The 21,815-nt window shown below is 33.6% G+C and carries 15 protein-coding genes; all 15 read right to left on the reverse strand.

Annotated features, from left to right (window positions below; translation table 11 throughout):
* Nucleotides 1–9: 9 nt before the first annotated feature.
* Nucleotides 10–354, reverse strand: a complete 345-nt coding sequence (locus AC5LXI_RS09935; RefSeq protein WP_493442173.1) for a hypothetical protein — start codon at nucleotides 352–354, stop codon at nucleotides 10–12.
* A 180-nt stretch (nucleotides 355–534) separates the two neighbouring features.
* Nucleotides 535–1,482, reverse strand: a complete 948-nt coding sequence (locus AC5LXI_RS09940) for a hypothetical protein (RefSeq protein WP_493442174.1) — start codon at nucleotides 1,480–1,482, stop codon at nucleotides 535–537.
* 270 nt (nucleotides 1,483–1,752) lie between these two features.
* A complete protein-coding gene (locus tag AC5LXI_RS09945) occupies nucleotides 1,753–2,034 on the reverse strand; it encodes a hypothetical protein (protein WP_493442175.1) in 282 nt (93 codons plus the stop codon).
* A 116-nt stretch (nucleotides 2,035–2,150) separates the two neighbouring features.
* Nucleotides 2,151–3,149, reverse strand: coding sequence for a hypothetical protein (locus AC5LXI_RS09950; RefSeq protein WP_493442176.1), 999 nt, complete (start codon nucleotides 3,147–3,149; stop codon nucleotides 2,151–2,153).
* Between the two features lie 113 nt (nucleotides 3,150–3,262).
* Nucleotides 3,263–4,309, reverse strand: a complete 1,047-nt coding sequence (locus tag AC5LXI_RS09955; RefSeq protein WP_493442177.1) for a hypothetical protein — start codon at nucleotides 4,307–4,309, stop codon at nucleotides 3,263–3,265.
* Between the two features lie 195 nt (nucleotides 4,310–4,504).
* Nucleotides 4,505–5,713 (reverse strand): IS4-like element ISVsa5 family transposase, encoded by a 1,209-nt coding sequence (locus AC5LXI_RS09960; RefSeq protein ID WP_001339197.1) that lies wholly within the window; start codon nucleotides 5,711–5,713, stop codon nucleotides 4,505–4,507.
* Nucleotides 5,653–7,164, reverse strand: coding sequence for a hypothetical protein (locus AC5LXI_RS09965; protein WP_493442178.1), 1,512 nt, complete (start codon nucleotides 7,162–7,164; stop codon nucleotides 5,653–5,655). The genes AC5LXI_RS09960 and AC5LXI_RS09965 overlap by 61 nt, the downstream gene beginning before the upstream one ends.
* Before the next feature lie 226 nt (nucleotides 7,165–7,390).
* Nucleotides 7,391–8,374, reverse strand: coding sequence for a hypothetical protein (locus AC5LXI_RS09970; RefSeq protein WP_493442179.1), 984 nt, complete (start codon nucleotides 8,372–8,374; stop codon nucleotides 7,391–7,393).
* Nucleotides 8,375–8,378: 4 nt separating this feature from the next.
* Nucleotides 8,379–9,833, reverse strand: a complete 1,455-nt coding sequence (locus AC5LXI_RS09975; protein ID WP_493442180.1) for a hypothetical protein — start codon at nucleotides 9,831–9,833, stop codon at nucleotides 8,379–8,381.
* Nucleotides 9,834–10,071: 238 nt separating this feature from the next.
* Nucleotides 10,072–11,031: a hypothetical protein gene (locus AC5LXI_RS09980; protein ID WP_493442181.1), complete on the reverse strand. Its 960-nt coding sequence runs from the start codon at nucleotides 11,029–11,031 to the stop codon at nucleotides 10,072–10,074.
* A gap of 3 nt (nucleotides 11,032–11,034) precedes the next feature.
* Nucleotides 11,035–14,529 carry a hypothetical protein gene (locus AC5LXI_RS09985; protein WP_493442182.1) on the reverse strand — a complete coding sequence of 1,165 codons (3,495 nt, stop codon included), beginning with the start codon at nucleotides 14,527–14,529 and terminating at the stop codon, nucleotides 11,035–11,037.
* A gap of 19 nt (nucleotides 14,530–14,548) precedes the next feature.
* Nucleotides 14,549–17,320, reverse strand: a complete 2,772-nt coding sequence (locus AC5LXI_RS09990) for a type VI secretion system Vgr family protein (RefSeq protein WP_493442183.1) — start codon at nucleotides 17,318–17,320, stop codon at nucleotides 14,549–14,551.
* 421 nt (nucleotides 17,321–17,741) lie between these two features.
* Nucleotides 17,742–18,029 carry an integrase core domain-containing protein gene (locus AC5LXI_RS09995; protein ID WP_493442184.1) on the reverse strand — a complete coding sequence of 96 codons (288 nt, stop codon included), beginning with the start codon at nucleotides 18,027–18,029 and terminating at the stop codon, nucleotides 17,742–17,744.
* A 478-nt stretch (nucleotides 18,030–18,507) separates the two neighbouring features.
* On the reverse strand, nucleotides 18,508–20,640 hold the full coding sequence (locus tag AC5LXI_RS10000) for a YehQ family protein (RefSeq protein WP_493442185.1): 2,133 nt from the start codon (nucleotides 20,638–20,640) through the stop codon (nucleotides 18,508–18,510).
* A complete protein-coding gene (locus AC5LXI_RS10005; RefSeq protein WP_493442186.1) occupies nucleotides 20,637–21,812 on the reverse strand; it encodes a VWA domain-containing protein in 1,176 nt (391 codons plus the stop codon). Before AC5LXI_RS10005 ends, AC5LXI_RS10000 begins: the two co-directional genes overlap by 4 nt.
* Between the last annotated feature and the right edge of the window lie 3 nt (nucleotides 21,813–21,815).

The raw sequence follows: 21,815 nt of genomic DNA on the forward strand, positions 1-21,815 counted from the left end.
GCTTTACCATCAGCAGAAAGATTGCTTAGTATAGGTGTCTGTGGGGGGTTGGTTGTTTGATGATTGGGTTAATTGGGATTGTGCTACTTCTCGCCACCAAAGGGAGGGTTTAATACGTTGCTCTTTTTCCAACTGCCAAATTGAATTGGTTTTCTCATGCACGTCATCCACCCTGCTTAAGGCATAATCTCGCTTATAAGGTATCGTTATGTTATTTTCATCTAACTGTTTTTCAATTAAATTTTTTTGTTTCTGTTTTTCTTCCTCAAATAAATCATCTATTTCTTTCCATTTGGTTAGCGCTACGTCTGCATACCATTCACTCTCATATTTTATTATTAAGTGACCTATCATTTCGGCTGTCCAACTTGAGCATTAATCAATGTAATCAGATGGATAAACCATACTTCACCACTTACTGTTGCCAGTATAGTACTATCCTCCATAAATTTTGAATATATTTGATAAATATATCACTAACATTGATATATTTTAAAGATATATCAATCAATTTTCTACTTCATTATTACTTAACTATTCATTTACTTTAATGAACTTTCCTTTATCACTAATTTTATAGAAAGTTTTACTTAATAATTTGGGTGATTTATTATCTCGGTGTTCGACTTTATTTAATGTAATGAGATAATTTGCATCAATAGAATACTCTGTAACTATTCCACCATCCTCTAATTCATAAATTTCACCAATTTCCAATCGATCGATTACATCAAAATCATTTGAAAGGCTTATTAGTGATAGGTTACTCGATGAATTTTCATTATATGAAAAAAGTAATAACAATTTTATTTTTTTGTTAAATTTTATCTTTAAAAGCATTAAATCACTTTCTTCTAAAGTACCTTTAAAAAAGTAATTATATTCATCACTTATTGTAGTAAAAACTCCAAGTTCATTTTCGCTAGACCAATAACGATTATTTAATGGTATATGGGTTATATTCAGTTTACTATCAATATTTGCCAATTCATGCTGTATTTCTTGTTTGATTTTGAATGCTAAAACTATTTTATTATTAGTGAACAAAAATAGATAATTCGAAATAACGACTACCGACTGATTTAGATCATAGAGCGTTGGCAATGTTTTAATTGTATAATGTTGATAATCTTGTTGCTGATAAGTTAAATTTAATTTTTTCAAAATTTTCTTTAATAATAGCTGATTATTTGGCAATAAGTCATCTGGTGTCTGATAGATATTTACTGTATTAGTTTCATCAATGATTAATTTATCTTTTGAACTTTTAATTATTATATTTTTTATTTTTTTCAATTGATTATAAAATATTTCAGGTTCAATTGACTTATTAGAAAGATGGTCAATTGCAACTAATTGCCATTCTATAATATCTTTTTCTAAGAATTGAGTAGAATTATTCTTAATCTCGCTGGCATTTGTTATTAATGAATAAAAGAAGCATAAAAATATAAAAACAAACCTATTTATTACTTTTAACATATTAATTTCCTTTAAAATCATTTATAAGAGTTATTAATTTTTCTTTGTTTAAAGTGGTACTATTTGTACAAAAATATTCATCTAGTAGGTATTTTTTTTCAAATGATCTAACATCCATATGAATCCAACTAAATGTATGCTCTTTATCAATTATTGTATTGTCAGGGTTTAATCCTATTGGTTCAACACTAAAAAGATTTGCATCATCCCATTTATTTTGGGTTTTGAGATAAGTCTCAAAAAAATTATCACGAATATACTTTAATGGTTCTAGATGATTACTGGCTCTTTATAAATAAATTTATATAATCCTTCAAAATCAAATTTGAGATTAATTTTTTTAACAGGGCAAAGCTTATCAATTTCTTCTCGTTTTGAGCCGCTTAATTGCCAATAATTTAAAGGATAGGTGCAATCTTTTTCTAATTTATTCATGTCAATTTTTCTATACAAAGGATCGCCACGATATTTATCCTCTATCTTATAATACTGACTGTAACAGCAGCTGCTAAATAATAAACATAATGGTGCAAGATAATATAAATATTTCATAATTTTATTCCTTATTTTGGAAAAAGTTGCGGGTAAAAATCACAACTTTTTCTCGGTAATTATCTGACTTTTTTTATTATTTTTATAATTACATACTTACAAATCCAATATTCAGATTAGTGAGCGAGTTGTTTTTCAATATCGGTTATTTCTTGTTTATAATTTTGAATTAAACAAAACATAACTTTAGATAAATAAGGATCGGTCTCATCCCTATCACCAGAAACTGGAGGTGGTAATTCTAAACAACTTGAAGCCATTTTTTGCTGTAATTTTAAATAAGATTTTTTTATTGTATTGTTCTTTTTATTCAATAAGTTAATTTTTTGTTTTAATCTATTGTTGTAATGGTTATAAACATCTACATAGCAACGATGATATTCTTCTTTGTCATACTCATCTTCACATGCTTTAAGTTCTTGCGAATCGATTTTTTTGACTGGTTTATTCGAAATAATATTAAATTGATTTGAATAAATGATTTGATATTGTACTCCATCTGTAACATTGACTAACATATCTTGAAGTACAAACTTCATTTTTTGATTATCAATTTTATAGTGTTTCCAAAACATTGGAGAAATACCTTCTTCATCCTCTATCAAATATAATGTATTTACCTCTCCCTCTTGGGATATAAAATAATGTTGGTAACCTACCGCAAGAAAATCATAATCAGGAAAAGAAATATGATTATTAGCCAAATAAATCCTATCTTTTACAATATTATCTTTAACTATTGATAAAAATATATCACCTCCAAAAATAGTACTGTCAGATTCAATATTATTATTTTCTGACATACTTAATGTCAGTTGAAAATCCTGTCCGTTATAGATGATTACTGGCTCTTTATAAATAAATTTATATAACTCTTTTAAATCAAATTTAAGATTATTTTTACTAAAAGGACAAAACTTATATATTTCTTTTCGTTCTGATTCGTTTAATTGCCAATAATTTGGTGGATAAGTACAATCTTTTTCTAATTTATTCATGTCGATTTTTCTAAATAATGGATCGCCACGATATTTGTCTTCTATTTGATAGTGCTGACTGTAACAGTAGGAGCTGAATAGTAAACAAAGTGGTACTAGATAATGTGAGTATTTCATCTGTTAACCATTAATCCTTCCCTTATTTTTGAAAAAGTTGCGTTTAAAAATCACAACTTTTTCTATGTAATCATTTAACTTACTGGCTACAATATGATTTAATAAAAACACTACTAACCATTATGACATTTCACTATTCCTTTTCTATTACGATGTTCACATGATATAGATTCTAATAATTTAAAATGCCCTGTATTATCAATTTTATAATGTCTCCACTTTTCAACTCGTTGTGATATGTCACTTTCAACCATATTTAATAACCAAACATTTTTCAATTCGTTATCAATATAGTAATACTGCGCGAAAGCGGCCGATTCTAAAATATTTTCCTTATAGATGGGTAAACGGTCTATTAATTTATTATTTTTTTCAATATTCAAATATATTTCGTATTCAAATTCTTTTATTTGATTTCTAGTAAAATAGAATTTATCTTTATTTTTCTCAAAACTATATTCTTTTTCGGCGTCTAATTTATTTATTACACTAGCAAAATATATACCTAACTCTGTTAATGGACATTTGTTATAACTATCATACTCATAAGTACCATCAGCAGGATAATCACACTCTTTATTTATTTTTTTAACAATTTTTTTATCACTTAACATTGAGTGACCTAGCAAATTTAATGGTTGATTTAATCCTCTATACGTGGCTGATGATAATCTGTCTTTTTCTAAATTTTTTGAAAAAATAATTATATATCCTGGTTCGGTCATAAATACCATAAAGTTTCCTGTTTTTATTAAGGCGGTAAAATCCTGTTTAGAGCAGGGCGAACCTTTATCATTTAAGTCATTTTTTATTATGTGAATTTGGTTTTCGATTGGGATTTTTTCTTCTGAAAAAATTTTCTGGTACTTCTCTACTTGCTCTGGCGACTTCCAATACGATAATGGTGTAACGATTTCGTTCATTGCACCCTCTGGAATAGTGCAAGCTTTGTCGATTACTACCTCTTTGTCGGTTATTGTTAGTTTCGTTTGCCAATATCTATATATTAATCGCTCTCTTTCAAAAGTTGGCTCTCCGCCCAAGACAGTATTTTTTGAAACTTTATAAAAATACCATTTTTCGGGTGGTTCGGTTGCATAGACAATGTTGATTGGCAAAATAAAAAACAAAACTAAATTTAGCAAAAATTTTATTTTCATAATATCCCTCAATTTAATTTATCGACTTCTATACCAAAGTTAGTTATATTTTTATCAATTCAATAGGTAACTTTTTTTATTGAAGCAAAGTTAAACGCTTCTGAATGTAAATGAGAGTTATGTAACCCATAACCATCCTTTGTTCCATTAAGGTCTGCAAAATTTGATTTATACATTGAGCTCTGAGAGATCCCCTCATAATTTCCCCAAAGCGTAACCATGTGTGAATAAATTTTGAGCTAGTAGGGTTGCAGCCACGAGTAAGTCTTCCCTTGTTATTGTGTAGCCAGAATGCCGCAAAACTTCCATGCCTAAGCGAACTGTTGAGAGTACGTTTCGATTTCTGACTGTGTTAGCCTGGAAGTGCTTGTCCCAACCTTGTTTCTGAGCATGAACGCCCGCAAGCCAACATGTTAGTTGAAGCATCAGGGCGATTAGCAGCATGATATCAAAACGCTCTGAGCTGCTCGTTCGGCTATGGCGTAGGCCTAGTCCGTAGGCAGGACTTTTCAAGTCTCGGAAGGTTTCTTCAATCTGCATTCGCTTCGAATAGATATTAACAAGTTGTTTGGGTGTTCGAATTTCAACAGGTAAGTTAGTTGCTAGAACCCATGGCTCCTTTGCCGACGCTGAGTAGATTTTAGGTGACGGGTGGTGACAATGAGTCCGTGTCGAGCGCTGATTTTTTCGGCCTTTAGAGCGAGATTTATACAATAGAATTTGGCATGAGATTGGATTGCTTTTAGTCAGCCTCTTATAGCCTAAAGTCTTTGAGTGACTAGATGACATATCATGTAAGTTGCTGATAGGTTTCCAGTTTTCCGCTCCTAGGTCTGCATATTGTACTTTTCCTCTTACTCGACTTAACCAGTACCAACCCAGCTTCTCAACGGATTTATACCATGGCACTTTAAAGCCAGCATCACTGACAATGAGCGGTGTGGTGTTACTCGGTAGAATGCTCGCAAGGTCGGCTAGAAATTGGTCATGAGCTTTCTTTGAACATTGCTCTGAAAGCGGGAACGCTTTCTCATAAAGAGTAACAGAACGACCGTGTAGTGCGACTGAAGCTCGCAATACCATAAGTCGTTTTTGCTCACGAATATCAGACCAGTCAACAAGTACAATGGGCATCGTATTGCCCGAACAGATAAAGCTAGCATGCCAACGGTATACAGCGAGTCGCTCTTTGTGGAGGTGACGATTACCTAACAATCGGTCGATTCGTTTGATGTTATGTTTTGTTCTCGCTTTGGTTGGCAGGTTACGGCCAAGTTCGGTAAGAGTGAGAGTTTTACAGTCAAGTAATGCGTGGCAAGCCAACGTTAAGCTGTTGAGTCGTTTTAAGTGTAATTCGGGGCAGAATTGGTAAAGAGAGTCGTGTAAAATATCGAGTTCGCACATCTTGTTGTCTGATTATTGATTTTTCGCGAAACCATTTGATCATATGACAAGATGTGTATCCACCTTAACTTAATGATTTTTACCAAAATCATTAGGGGATTCATCAGCATTGAGCTACCAATTCTAAATATTGTAAAATGAAATTTATACAGAGCTTGTACAAATGCCCTGTCTTTATTCCAGTTTGATAAATTATTAACCTTTCGAATATATTTAGTATCAATACTTTGACCATTAATATGCAAAGCACTGGGAAAACAAGAACCTTGCTCGTAAGCACTACCTGTGACTAGAATATTTTCTTTAATCTCGGCTAGTGCGCCTATAAACCCCGCCATAATGTCAGGATTAGTATATTTTCGATAGGTTTCTGTTAGTTCACATTTTATAGTGACATCATCATTTTCATAATTTATAGTTTCAGGAATTCTGACTAATTGTGCTTCAGTCTTCAGTTTTGAATATAATCGCCAACAATCTCCGTCATCATCATGATGACCATATTCTGCAATATCACCATTAGCCATTGTAAGCCTCTGATAAATACTAATTTTATCTTCTTTAACTACCCATTCATGAATATCACCATTGGTGTATTTAGCTCTGGCAACCATATATCCGTCATTAACATCAGTTTTAGGCTCTGATACAGTATAATGATTTGGATATGAATAATTTCCTTTCGGATATTTCGTAAAGCTTCTTTTTTTAATAGTATGCCAATCACAAATACATATTTCATGTTCATTATTCTTTTCATCATGATAAACATACTTATATTTTTGCTCGTAGCCTTTCGATATTTCCTGTGGTATGTGTTTTTCAATTTTTCCATCGTGATAAATATGATATGTCACTATACCTGGATTTATCAATTCACCCAGCATTGATACTGGATGAATAAACCATGCTTTACCATCAGCAGAAAGATTGCTTAGTTCAGGTGTTTGTGGGGGTTGGTTGTTTGATGATTGGGCTTGTTGGGATTGTGCGACTTCTCGCCACCAAAGGGAGGGTTTAATACGTTGCTCTTTTTCCAACTGCCAAATTGAATTGGTTTTTTCATGCACGTCATCCACCATACTTAAGGCATAATCTCGCTTATAAGGTATCGTTATGTTATTTTCATCTAACTGTTTTTCAATTAAATTTTTTTGTTTTTCCTCCTCAATTAAATTATCTATTTCATTCCATTTGGTTAGCGCTTCGTCTGCATACCATTCACTTTCATATTTTATTATTAAGTGACCTATCATTTCAGCTGTCCAACTGTTGCGAAGACCGTCTTTCAGATATTCAACAGTAAAAGGCGGCAGTGCTTTTTTTCGCTGAACAGAATATAAAAGGGATTGAGTCAATATTTTATGCAGCTTCTTCATTGAATCGGTATAATCTTCAATATCTAATGTTGCTGCTCGGTTGTCGTTGACTTTAGTATAAAATTCTCCCACAGCAGCTTTTTCGATTACTGTCTCAAATCCTTGCCAATGCCAAATGCTTATTCAGATGAATATTTATAATGTTTAAGATATTAATGAATGCCAGATAATAAGAATATTTCATCTGTTAACCGTTAATCCTTTCCTTATTTTTGAAAAAGTTGCGTGTAAAAAACACAACTTTTTCTCTGTAATCATCTAACTTTTTTATGTTATTCTTCCAACTCCAACTTACTGACTAGTGAGCGAGTTGTTTTTCAATATCGGTTATTTCTTGTTTATAATTTTGGATCAAACAAAACATAACGTTAGATAAATAAGGATCGGTCTTTTTCCTATTACCAGAAACTGGAGGGGGTAATTCTAAACAACTTGAAGCTATTTTTTGCTGTAATTTTGAATAAGATTTTTTTATTGTATTGTTCTTTTTATTCAGTAAGTTGATTTTTTGTTTTAATCTATTGTTGTAATGGTTATAAACATCTATATAGCAACTATGATATTCTTCTTTGTTATACTCATCTTCACATGATTTAATTTCTTTGGGATCGATTTTTGTAATCGGTTTATTCGAAATAATATTGAATTGATTTGGATAAATAATTTGATATTGTGGGCCATCTGAAATATTGACTAGCATATCTTGAAGTACAAACTTCATTCTTTGATTATCAATTTTATAGTGTTTCCATAATTTAGGACTAATACCTCCATCATCCTCCATTAAATATAATGTATATACTTCTCCCGCTGGAGATATATAATAACGTTGAAAGCCAACCGCCACATCAGAAAAATAAATATAATTATTAGCTAAATAAATCTTATCTTCTACAATATTGTCTTTAACTATTGATAGAGATATTTCACGCCCAAGGACAGTTTCAGGGGCAATATCATATTCATTTAATGGCATACTCAATGTCAGTTGAAAATCTTGTCCGTTATAGATGACGCGGGGACCTTGGTAAATAAATTTATGCAAACTTGTAAAATCAAATTTGAGATTATTTAAAGGGCAAAGCTTATCTGCTTCTTGTTGCTTTATATTATCCAATTGCCAATAATCTAAAGGATAGGTACAATCTTTTTCTAATTTATTCATATCGATTTTTCTAAAAAATGGGTCGCCACGATATTTATCCTCTATTTGATAGTGCTGACTGTAACAGTGGGGGCTAATTAATAAACATAATAATGCTAGATAATATGAATATTTCATAATTTTATTCCTTAATCTCTTCAATTTTGGAAAGTGAAAATTCCGCATGAAAGTGAGAATTATGCAAACTTTTACCATCTTTTACTTTTGATAATTTTCTAAATTCAACAAAGTGATCATCACTACCAACTAGAATTATTTCAAAAAATAACCGCATCGCATTTAAAAAAGCTTCGTCATCCTTATATTGTTGAGAAGTATGTGGATGATATTTACGCTTCCAAGTTGCTTTACCATCTATTATGACTTTTTTCTTCCCGTTAGATGACTTGTAGGTAAAATCAATACTCATACCATTAATATGATTTATACTTGGAAAGCAAGAGCCCCACTTAAACGCACTCCCTGTAGTAGTAACGCTTTTATTATAAACAGCGATACTGCCTAACATTGCAGCAAATAACCCTGGATTAGCATAACGACGTTGGGAGTCACTAAAGCTATATTTAATCTTGAAATTGTCAAATTGCTTATTTAGCGAATCGGGTATTTTAATCAATTCAGTATCATCGGTAGTTGCTCTAAATAATCGCCATATCGTTCCTTTAGTATCATGAGAACCAAACTCGGCAACATCACCATTTTCATAAAAAACTCGGCGAGTTGTATTTCCATCAGAGACCTTATTATTTGATAAAATCGGACTATGTGTCCAATAAGAAGACTCATTGGATTTAGTTTTTAGATTATTAGCGGAACTATCACTTTGCTTCTTTTTAATAGTATGCCAATCACAAATGCATATTTCATGTTCATTACTGTTTTGATCATGATAAACATACTTATATTTTTGCTCGTAACGTTTCGATATTTCCTGTGGTATGTGTTTTTCAATTTTTCCATCGTGATAAATATGATATGTCACTATACCTGGATTTACAAATCTACCCAGCATTGATACTGGATGAATAAACCATGCTTTACCATCAGCAGAAAGATTGCTTAGTGCCGGTGTTTGTGCGATTTCGTTGTTTGATGATTGGGTTGGTTGGGATTGTGCTACTTCTCGCCACCAAAGGGAGGGTTTAATACGCTGCTCTTTTTCTAGTTGCCAAATTGAATTGGTTTTCTCATGCACGTCATCCACCATGTTTAAGGCATAATCTCGCTTATAAGGTATCGTTATGTTATTTTCATCTAACTGTTTTTCAATTAAATTTTTTTGTTTTTCCTCCTCAAATAAATCATCTATTTCATTCCATTTGGTTAGCGCTTCGTCTGCATACCATTCACTTTCATATTTTATTATTAAGTGACCTATCATTTCAGCTGTCCAACTGTTGCGAAGACCGTCTTTCAGATATTCAACAGTAAAAGGCGGCAGTGCTTTTTTTCGCTGAACAGAATATAAAAGGGATTGAGTCAATATTTTATGCAGCTTCTTCATTGAATCGGTATAATCTTCAATATCCAATGTCGCTGCTCGGTTGTCGTTGACTTTAGTATAAAATTCTCCCACAGCAGCTTTTTCGATTACTGTCTCAAATCCTTGCCAATGCCAAATGCTTATTCAGATGAATATTTATAATGTTTAAGATATTAATGAATGCCAGATAATAAGAATATTTCATCTGTTAACCGTTAATCCTTTCCTTATTTTTGAAAAAGTTGCGTTTAAAAATCACAACTTTTTCTATGTAATTATCTAACTTTTTTATCATTTTTATAATTTCATACTTTCAAATCCAACTTCCTCGCTAATGAATGAGTTGTTTTTCAACACGTGATAACTCTACTTTAAAGCCTTTTATTTCGCATGAATATAGATTATCAAGATAGCGATCAAGCCCATCATCATCAAACGGAAGCGGAGTAGCTAAACATTTTTTATCTAATTTCTGTTTGAATAGTGAAAAACGATTTTTTTTATCTTTTTGTTTTTTAGTCAATAACTCCATTTTTGATTTTAATTGATCTAGATAATAACGATAGACTTGGGAGCCAAAACACCCCTCACTTGTTTCATCTTTTAAACATTTTTTAAACTCTTTATCTTTATAGTTGTCCGTATCATTAGGTTGGCTTAGTTTAAAAAAACTATCTGATAAGCTAATTTTAAAATATCTAGTATCAATTTGAATTAGCTTAAACTTCATAGTTTGTGTATCGATTTGATAATGCTTCCATATTGTAGGTAAAATTCCATCATCAGATTCTCCTAAATATAAAGTATATATATCGCCCTGTGGAGATATATAATAATATTGGTAAGCAACAGCATCATTGGAAATTTCAATAAAATTATTGGCTAAATAAATCTTATCTTTTACAATATTATCTTTAACTATTGATAGCGATATTTCACGCCCAAGGATAGTTTCAGGCGCAATATCATATTCATTTAATGGCATACTCAATGTTAATTGGAAATCTTGTCCGTTATAGATAACGCGAGGACCTTGGTAAATAAATTTATGCAAACTTGTAAAATCAAATTTAAGATAATTTAAAGGGCAAAGCTTATCTATTTCTTTTTGCTTTGTGTTATCCAATTGCCAATAATCTAAAGGATAGGTGCAATCTTTTTCTAGTTTATTTATATTGATTTTTCTAAAAAATGGGTCGCCACGATATTTGTCCTCTATTTGATAGTGCTGACTGTAACAGTGGGAGCTAATTAATAAACATAATGATGCTAGATAATATGAATATTTCATAAATTATTCCTTAATCTCTTCAATTTTGGTTAGTGAATAGTCAGCATGAAAATGATGATCGTGTAAAAGACCACCATCAATAACATTTTCTAATTTCCTAAACTCAGTAAAATGGTTATGTTGACCAACTCGAATTTGCTTAAAAAATAACAGCATTGCTTTTAAAAAAGCGAGGTCATCTTTATATTGTTGAGAAGTATGTGGGTGATAGGTATCTTTAGATATATAAGATCTATATGTGAAATCAATACTCATACCATTAATATGTAAAACACTTGGAAAACAAGAGCCCCACTTAAATGCACTTCCGGTAGTAGTAACGCTTTTATTATAAACCGCGATACTGCCTAACATTGCAGCAAATAAACCTGGATTAGCATAACGACGTTGGGAATCTTTAAAACCATATTTGATACTAAAATTGTCAAATTGTTTATCTAAAGTATCGGGCATTTTTAATAACTCTACCTCATTATTGTTTACACCAAATACACGCCAAGTATATGGATTATCAAGTTTGGGGTTAAAATATTTACCATGTTTACCCCACTCAGCAATTTCTCCATTGGCGTAAATGATACGGTAATAAGTGTCACCATCACTTACATTTGAGGCAGTATCTCCGTGACCTGGGGTATAAAAATTTTTGGCTGTATTTGGATTAACTACTTTACTGTACTTTTCTTTAATTTTGAAATATTGCAAGTCACAAACTTTATGCTTTAGTCCATTATTATCAATAATAATATAACGGTATTTATTTTTATTCTCTTCACTGATAAATGAGGGGATATATTTTTTTATTTGACCATCTAAATATATATAATAGGTGGCAATGTCTTTTTCTAAAGAAAAAGAAAAATTAATCAATGTAATTGGATGAATAAACCATGCTTTACCATCAGCAGAAAGATTGCTTAGTGCCGGTGTTTGTGGGGGTTGGTTATTTGATGATTGGGCTTGCTGGGATTGTGCTACTTCTCGCCACCAAAGGGAGGGTTTAATACGTTGCTCTTTTTCCAACTGCCAAATTGAATTGGTTTTCTCATGCACGTCATCCACCATGTTTAAGGCAGAATCTCGCTTATAAGGTATCGTTATGTTATTTTCATCTAACTGTTTTTCAATTAAATTTTTTTGTTTCTGTTTTTCCTCCTCAAATAAATCATCTATTTCATTCCATTTGGTTAGCGCTTCGTCTGCATACCATTCACTTTCATATTTTATTATTAAGTGACCTATCATTTCAGCTGTCCAACTGTTGCGAAGACCGTCTTTCAGATATTCAACAGTAAAAGGCGGCAGTGCTTTTTTTCGCTGAACAGAATATAAAAGGGATTGAGTCAATATTTTATGCAGTTCTTTCATTGCATCGGTATAATCTTCAATATCCAATGTTGCTGCTCGGTTGTCGTTGACTTTAGTATAAAATTCTCCCACAGCAGCTTTTTCGATTACTGTCTCAAATCCTTGCCAATACCAGGGGCTGATTCGTTTAACGTGCTCTTGAGCATCTTTTTTGATGTTTACCCAACCTTTTATTGGCATACCCTCTTCATTTCCTGCGGTCACATTTACCCATATTGAACCCGTGCTTTCATCTTCTATAGCGATTAAATTCTCATTACTTAATGAATTTAATGACACCGTCCGTGGATAATGTACTGTGTTATCTTTGGTTGCAGGAGGTAGATTATCAAGTGATAATGGAAAATTATTCCAAAAAGGAATAGCGTTATTGAATATTCCAATTTGTCCAAATAAGTGAGAGACATCTTTTGACGTTACCCAATAATGTTTAGTTTCCACACAAAAACGTATTTTGACAGATGAGCTAGTGTGATCAATTTCAATCAGTTCAACCTTATCTGGAATATCTGAAATGGTTAACTGCGGATAAATGTCATTATATCTATTTTTTAACCAATATCTTTGGTCGGCAGTTAAATTAATTTCTTCATTCTTATTCGACAACGAGCCCGCAAGTTCTTCAATATTTATCAATCTATATCGTTGTGTTATTAGATTATTTTCAGCATAGTATTCCTTTGAATTTAAAGTATATTCCAGATTAATTTTAACGTAATAATTATCTTTATCACTAATAAACTTTATCCCTAATCCTGAATTTAAGTTACCATTTGCTTTTGATTCTTTTATCAATCTTGCCTTTTTTTCAACTAGAACTAGATTTTTTTCACTTTCCGGTAAACTATCGGCTAATTCTCGTGTTTTGGTAATAAATGTTGGTAAATCATCACAGGTAAATAATTCAACATGTAACAAAGGCGGTAATTTTTTATCTGATGGCCGTTTTAACTTTGGTATCGGTAAGCTTTTTAATGCCTCAATATGGTCTTTTTGGCGTTGATTATGCCCAATATAACCGATAAAATCGCCACTTGAAATCGCAATCGGTGATTTTAATACCACAATATCATTGAATTTTTCAGGTTTAAACGTGAATGAAGTCAGTGAGGTCACTTTGACATAACCTTTATGCGGTGCATCTTCACTGCCATCTTCTTTTTTTAATAGGTCTGGAACTTCACATCCTTCAATTTTACGAATTTTAGCGTAGCCGTTTTCTTGGCCATCTAATTCAAATGTTGCCGTTAGTGGTAAATAAGTCAATTTTTGTTTATCATCAGCAGTTTCATATACCGCTATGCCCTTTACCTGCACATTTGACTTACCAACAGTGTTATTGTCTTCTTTTAAAACTTCATAATCTTGATTGGCATCTGCTGTGTTTCCGGTTGGTAGCGGCGATAGGTCCTTATGCCAAACATAACCGGTAATATTACCTAATTGTTGTTTAAATTCGGTTGTGGTTACCAATGTCCCTTTTGATATCGAAACAATTTTATACCAGCCTGCTTTTCTGTGTTTTTCACCTAAACGAATTTTACTCCCTTTTAACAACAGACCAACCACTTCGGTTCCTTTGCCATCGGTTCTAATTACACTACCACAAACCGTATCCCCCTTATTCTCGTCAGCTTTTCCTGATTCAAGGTCCCAATAGTGAGGATATTGTACGTTTGTTGTTTCATCTTTCATTTTTCTCTGATAACCATACCAATCGAGCTGATGCATATACAAACTGTATAAGGTTATTGCCGGAGGCTCATCTTTTGCATCAATTGCTTTTGGCATTTGTAATAGGTGTCTGACTAATGTGAAACCAGTGGAAAAATAAGAAACTTTTTCTAGCTTGGCAAAAATTAAATTTTCTTCTGGATAAGTTATTTTAGGGTAAACATCATTTATACGATAGGCAATGACTTCACCGTTAGCCATGCAATGTAATTGCTCATCATTACCAAGTTTGTTTAACACTTTTTTATCAAGATGAATGCCGCCATGCCATAAACCATTTTCTCCAAATGGATAAAAACCATGATCAGCTTCGGATAATGCCCTATAATAGGTATCTTGGCTTAATTCTTTTTCACCTACTGGAAAAATGAATTTCGTTGTTTTTTTTATGGACATTTTATTATTCCTTTATTAATTATCCCGAAAAATTAACATAATGACTGTTTATTAAGCGTACTATAGACACTTCTAGTTCATTTTTGGTAAAATTACGCTTCTCGTTATCTTGTGTAGTAGGCCCCATTTTCTGCAATGCATTACTTTTTATATAAACATTATCAGCCGTGCCCAGCTCAATCCCGGAACTGCTGATTTTGATATATGAACCACCGCAGATTAATGTGATTTTTTCACTGGCGGTAATTGTCATTTCTCCATCAACACTGTCTATTTGAATATCTTGTTTGGCAGCCATATTCAGGTCGGCATTTTGTGCCTGTACCTCAACATCGCCCTGATTGGCAAAGATTTTCATTCCTGATTTATGGGCAAATAGACCGATGGATTCACCTGACGAGATGGTGATATTTTTTAATGCATTAATGTCAGTTTGGTTTTCACTGGCTACCGATACACTGTTCGAGGTTGACAGTTGGATGTTTTCCGGACTGGTTAAAGCTATCCCCTCTTGTGCATAAGCTATAATGCCACTTTGGGATAACTGGGTTAATGTCGCTTTAAGTTGCTCTTGACTGTCGGTATCCGCACCATGGGCTTCAGATTCGGTGGCGGCATTTTGTAAGGCTTTGGCAATCGATAGCGCATTTTCCAGCTGAGTAATGGCTGCTTGCATATCAAGCTGTTTGCCCTGTGCCTTAGGCGTGGTCTGACTGGTTAGGTATAAGCCTTTATTGGCAGCAATCGCCCCCCATTCATCAGTACGCAGCTCAAACCCTTCACCACGTCGGATTTTGTTTTGGTCAACTAAATGCCCGATATTAAGCTGAGATTTACCATATTCGGTGGCTAACTTGATGTGCTCTTGTCCGCGCTTATCATCCATCCGTAACTTATTATTCGCCGGTGTGCGAATCACATTACGATGTTTGTTTATGGTGGTCACATGGTCAGGGTGAGTGCTGTCATGCATCGCATGCGCGATATAAGGTCGGTCAGGATTACCATTAGTAAAGGCAACCGCAACTTCTGTACCGTCAATCAATGGAAAGTGAAAACCATAAGTACTACCGGCATACGGTTTAGCTAGCCTTAGCCATAAGCTCTCTTTACCGTTTCGCCACTCTTTTAAGTCAAAGTTAAATTTAACCCGATAGCGCCCTTGGGTATCAATATAACCATACGTGTCATTATCCGGACTGGTCACCCGTGCCGGTAAGGTGCCATCAATGGTCGGGAAAGGAATTGGCTCCGGGCGGTAAGATTTTGATGGCTGGTAAGGTATGGCGGTAAAACTCAGTTCATATGCATCACTGCGGTTTCCCTGACCTTGCACCGTCAATATCATTATCCCTTCATCTATTCCGGCAATGGTACTGCCTTTGATGCGAATATGTTGTCCCGGCGCTAAATTGGCTTGGTTACTTTTACCCCGGATAAGAATTTGACGGCTTATTGCTCGCTCATGACGAATACGGGCATACCATTCACCACTTTCAACGCTCTTACTCGCTTTACCTATATTACCTATACTATCCGTATTACTTGCACTAACAAAACTAGTGCTAATAGAACGACTATTATCGTTATTATTGTCGTTACTGTCTTGACTGTCGTCGGTATCGATATTGTCACTGTTTTCATCATCGTCATCATTATTTAGAGGGGCACTATTAATTGGATTATTGCTGTTACCATTGCTATTTAACCCTTTATAGTGTTCATCATAACGATAATCGGTGCCATAAGTGGTGTTATCTTTCAGTTGACTGTTAACTTCACCCAGTAAATTCGCCGATGCATCTCGATAGTTATACTCCTGTACTTTTACCGAAGTTTCCACCATTTGACTGTGTAACGACATATCCCAGATACTTTCAACGCCGTTATCCAGTGTACCACTCGGTTGTTTGCAGACAATATCCGCCACCTGCTGATAGCCTTGTTCATAATCACTGATGACCATCACATCACAATTGTGTTCACCATGCGCTTCAAAGCGAAAATAGACCCCCACATCAGCAAGCAGCCTTTGTATAAACTCAAGGTCACTCTCCTGCCACTGGGTGATAAACTCTCGCTCCGGATATTGCTCTTTAAGCGCTAAATGATAATCAATCCCGGTATAACCATGACCACGCAACACCTCTTCAACCACACTAATAACGCTTTGATTTTGAAAAATGGCACAGTTATGACTTAATGCCAGTTTGGCCAATCGCGAGGACAAAACAACTTGATAACGCGCCTCATCTTTACTGACTGATAATTGACTGAACTGGGTTATCACACCATACAGCGTGCGTGAGCCACCTTGAGAGAAGAGTGAGTTTAATAAATTAAGCGGATTGAGTTGGCTTAAAGAGTTAAGTGAATCGAGCGGATGGGACGGTAGAAATTTATCTAGCTGCTTTAATGACTCAGGCGGTTTTAGTGCATCTAAAGGATTAACGGAGGAGAGAGAGGAAAGAGAGTTAAGTGCCTTAAGTCCTTTATTAGCAAAACCACTTAAATTGTTGGGAATAGCCGGGTTAAAAACTAAATGGGCATTTTGATTAAGAAATGACGCAACAGATAGATGTTTATTCGAGCTAGTAAAGGTAATGGTATAATGCCAAGGCTGGTTAAGTTGCTCATTACCCTCAACCTGCAAGACTGAAACCTCAGCCGATAAACCATCAATATTTAACGTATAACGATTGTGACCTGCTCCATTAACTAAACCATGCTTTCGACCATGACTTAAATCATTGCCCAACTGACTAATCAAATTGGTTAATCCTTTATCCATGTTATCCTCAATATATTTTATGTATATAGCAAATACAATTTTGTTTTATTGAACTATTTTAAGATTATTAATAATTATTTAGTGTAATTCTTCACTAAGGATTTATTGTTATAAGTAAAACGATTTAATGAATTTACATTAAAAAAATAATCTAAATATGAATATAAAATACACTGTTGTGCGTATTTTTCAATATGCTTTACATTTCTTTAAATTTCAATCAAATGGATAACTTACTAATATTGTTAATAAATAAAATGGCATGAAAAATTTGTCATCTAAACATAAACAAGCAAGGATTAACAAAATTTTACTTTTTTAGATTTTTTATTGAATATTTTTATTAAAAGTTATATCTATAAAATCTGTAAATACCCCCATTGTTAGTGCACAAACCAGATAGAAAATCATGCTATTGGTTTCATGTTTCTATTGGTGTCATATTATTTAATGCTTCATGCAGTCTTTCTGTGTTATACATTTCTAACCACTCTTCCGTTATTTTTCTTACTTGTTCGAAATTGTTAAATAAATACAAATCTAACATCTCCGTTCGATATGTCTGTTTAAATCGTTCTATGTGGCCGTTTTGATAAGGACTACCAGATTTAATATATTCTAGGGTTATTCCATGTGATTTTGCCCAGCTTGTAAATCTATTTGAGGTAAATTCTGCACCATTATCAATGCGTATTTTTAGGATAACCATGGTATTGGGCTAATCTGTTTAAATAACGGATACAACCCTACCTGCCGATAAACTCCCTACTATATCAATGCCTAAAGCCTGACAATTATAATCATTAATAACATTAAAGATTCTAAATCGACGATAGTTTTGAGAGCTATCACTCATAAAATCCTTTGACCAGCATTCTCCCAGACGACTTGGTACTGATAATGGATCTAAATAACGTTGTGGCAGTCGTTTATTGCGTTTAGAACGAATATTATGTTTTAACTGACATTAAACCCAATATATCCGTTTATGATTTGTTAACTCTAAAATTAACCAATAATCTTGTTAAAAATATTGAGGAGTCTATACCGTTATAAAATTATTTATGAACGATAGACAAGATTTAGCAAGGCAGCTATTAATTAATATTTTGATTCGTTGGTTTATAGACAAATCATTTCATATAATTAGCCTTTAATTAGTTCATTCCCCCAATTAAATTAGTTAATCATAATTCATCCGTTAATTTTATAGGCAATTGATAATGTTTTTTGCTCATTAAATAACAGAGATATGCCGTTTGTAGAGCATGTTCAATCTTTATCGGATGGTTTTGTGTTAGTTTATTTAGCGTATGGCTTAGCGTGGTTAAACCAAGTGAGATACAATGAAATTGTAACGTCTCGATTTTTTGTTTATCGTTATTAGATAATACTAGCCGACCAGAACTGGTTATTGCTTCAAGTAATGTTAGGGTTGGTTTTATAATATATGTTGCAATGGGATCTTGTTGGTAAGCAATTTGCGTATTGAGCTTTTTCTTGTTTGATAATTTTAGTTTTTCGAATAGTTGATTGAATTTTTTGAAAAATTTGGGGGTATTATTTCTAACAAATAAACTTTCGTTATCAAAATCTAAATATAGTAAATTAATCTGCTTGGTTTGCGACTCTTGATAAAAAAGTGCAAAAGGCTCTAGATCTAAATTATTGTCATTTTTTATGCATTTTACCAATACAGTTAAAGGTTTATGTTCTGTTTTTAAAAAACAATTTAATATTCTAATACGCTGCTCATCTATACCATCCCAAAATAGTCTCAATTGTAGTTGATTATTTTTATTATCTTTAATACACCAAACTAGGCATTGTCTAATTTCATCTAATTCTGGTTTTTGTGAATTGGTGATATGAATAGCCAATATATTGTCAAACAAAGAATCATTTATATCATTTTTGTGTAGATAATCGGACAACTTTGTCCAATCATGAAAACCATTAGTGGTGCGAAACATTTGATAATCCTGATCACTCCAACCGGTCTTCTTTAGCGTTACATTAGAACCCAAAGCAGATAAATTATTACCATCAGCTAGACGTGGATTATGCAAGGTAAACCCTCTTTTCATCAGCATATTTGGTATTGATTGCCATAGAGAAACAGTTTGCCAGATCGCTTCGCGATAGAAATTGATATCGGCATTGTTAGGTCTGGCTATTGTTGTTTGGTAATACTGATTATGCTCAGGTTGCCAAAAGTAGAATGTGGCACCTTGAGCACCGGTTTTGCTTTGCCACCAATAACCACCTAGTGGCAATAAATCTAACGTTTGATTTTTGGTTTGATATTGACGTTTTTGATTACCTCGCATATCTATAAGCTGTTGACCACGGCTATTTAATAGTGCTTGCAAATGCGCGGTTAACCGGGCTAAAAGTAATAAAATATCTTGTTCTTCAATAGAAAAATGTCGATTAACTTGTAATTCAATTAACTGACAAATTTGCCTAAGCATAGCGGCTAACATAGGTAACCCTTGTGCTCTGGCGGACATATTAAGTAGCTGTAGCTGGTTAGATTGACTTTTGCTAACATGAGACAAACCATGTTCTATCAATGAGTTAATCTGTGACTGCACCTGTTTAATCAAGAGAATTTCATCATCACTAAGCTGATCTTGCTGATTATTTTGCTGATGTTCGGTAATAATTTGATCTGGCCATTGCCAGTTTTTTTGATTTTGTTGAAATAGATAAGCAATAACCGCTAAATGTACTGCCTGTTTTTGCTTATTTGGTAATTCAGAAATGATACCAGCAAAACCCGTACCCGCTGTATAGATAATAGGTGTAGTACTTTGTGGAACATGAATACGAAGTTGAACGCCCTGAGTTTGTACACTGACTGCATCGTTTTGTAACCAATCAAATAAAAGTTGATAGGCTAATCTTATATTGGCCTTACCCACTGTTTTAAATAATTGGTTACTATCAATTGTTAATAGTTCGGCTAAAGGATCACTATAGTGGTTAGAGGATTCAATTGGCTGATTAGATGTGTCACTATTTGGTTTAGCAGCAACTTGATCAATAACGGGATTTTCTTGTAACCATAACACTGCAGCGATTATGTGTTTACAATGTTCACTGGCTGGACAGCTACAGTTAGCCGTTTGGATGCCTTGTGGTGTCAGTTTGACTTGTTGGCTATCAACCTCGAATAACAGATGTGATTGCTGGTGTTCGATTAATTTGACTTTATTGGCTTGAATATCTTTAAGTGCACGTCGAATGACGCCAACATTAGCATAGAGAGCTAAAGCATCTTGATCGTAATTTAAGTAGATTTGCGACCAACTCATTTCATCACCTCTGCAAGCCAAGTAGCAAAATGTTCGGGTGTTAAAGCCGCAATTTGCATCCCTCGATTAGCCAGTTGTTGGGATACTTGCAGATCATAAACCGGAGTTGCATCATAATCTAAAGCGGCTAAGCCAAGCATTTTAACGCGATTAGCGTTGAGGCGCGCAACGGTGTTATAAAGATTGGTTAAGCTCACCCCTTCATAAAAATCACTGACAATAACCATAATTGTACGCGATGGATTAGTTATTTTTTGTTCCGCATAATTTAATGCATAGCCAATGTTGGTACCACCACCGAGTTGTACTGTCATCAGTATTTCAACTGGATCGCTCGCTAAATGGGTTAAATCCACCACTTGAGTATCAAAAACCAATAAATGTAAGTTAACAGCCGGTAACTGAGTAATAATACTGGCACAAATAGCCGAGTAGAAAATGGAGGTATCCATTGAACCACTTTGATCAACACATAAAATGATATCCCAAGGAAGTTGGCGAGTAGCGCGAGAGTTAAAGATGGCTTTTTCAATAATGATGCGTTGTTTATCCTGATCAAAATGTTTTAAATTAGCTTTAATGGTTGCTCGCCAATCAAAGTTTTGATTGCTTTTAATTGATGAACGTCGGAATCGATTTTTTTTGCCAGTCAACACATTAATAAAATTGGTCTTAATTTTTTGCAGAATTTCATCCACTACTTTTTTGATAAGCGCTTTTACCTCTTCTTGCACACTGTTATTGAGCTTACCACGTAAGTTCATTAATAGTCTCACTGAATTGAAATTGGGTTGTAACTCTTTTACGGCATTAGGATCGTTTAAAATACCTTCGAGCTGATATCGTTCAATTGCTTGGTTTTGCATTCGTTCAAAGGTACTTTTAGGAAATAATTTGCGTGTCTGTCTTAACCAATTTACAGTGTTGTAAACCGAGTTATCTTTTCCTCCATATTTTGATTTTGAAGCGTTTTCGTCCTTAGTTAATAAACCTCGAGAGCGATATTCATTTTGATAGAGATAATTTAAGGCTTGATCAATTTGCCGATCATAGGGATTTAAATCATTATTGGGATTGAGATGTTCATCAGCGTATTGACCTAAAATTAAACGCCAACGCTTAATTTGTTCGTCTGGTTTGCTATCTTCTTTGGTTTGTTTATCGTTATTCATGCC

Source organism: Gilliamella sp. LMG 34361 (genome assembly GCF_984569075.1).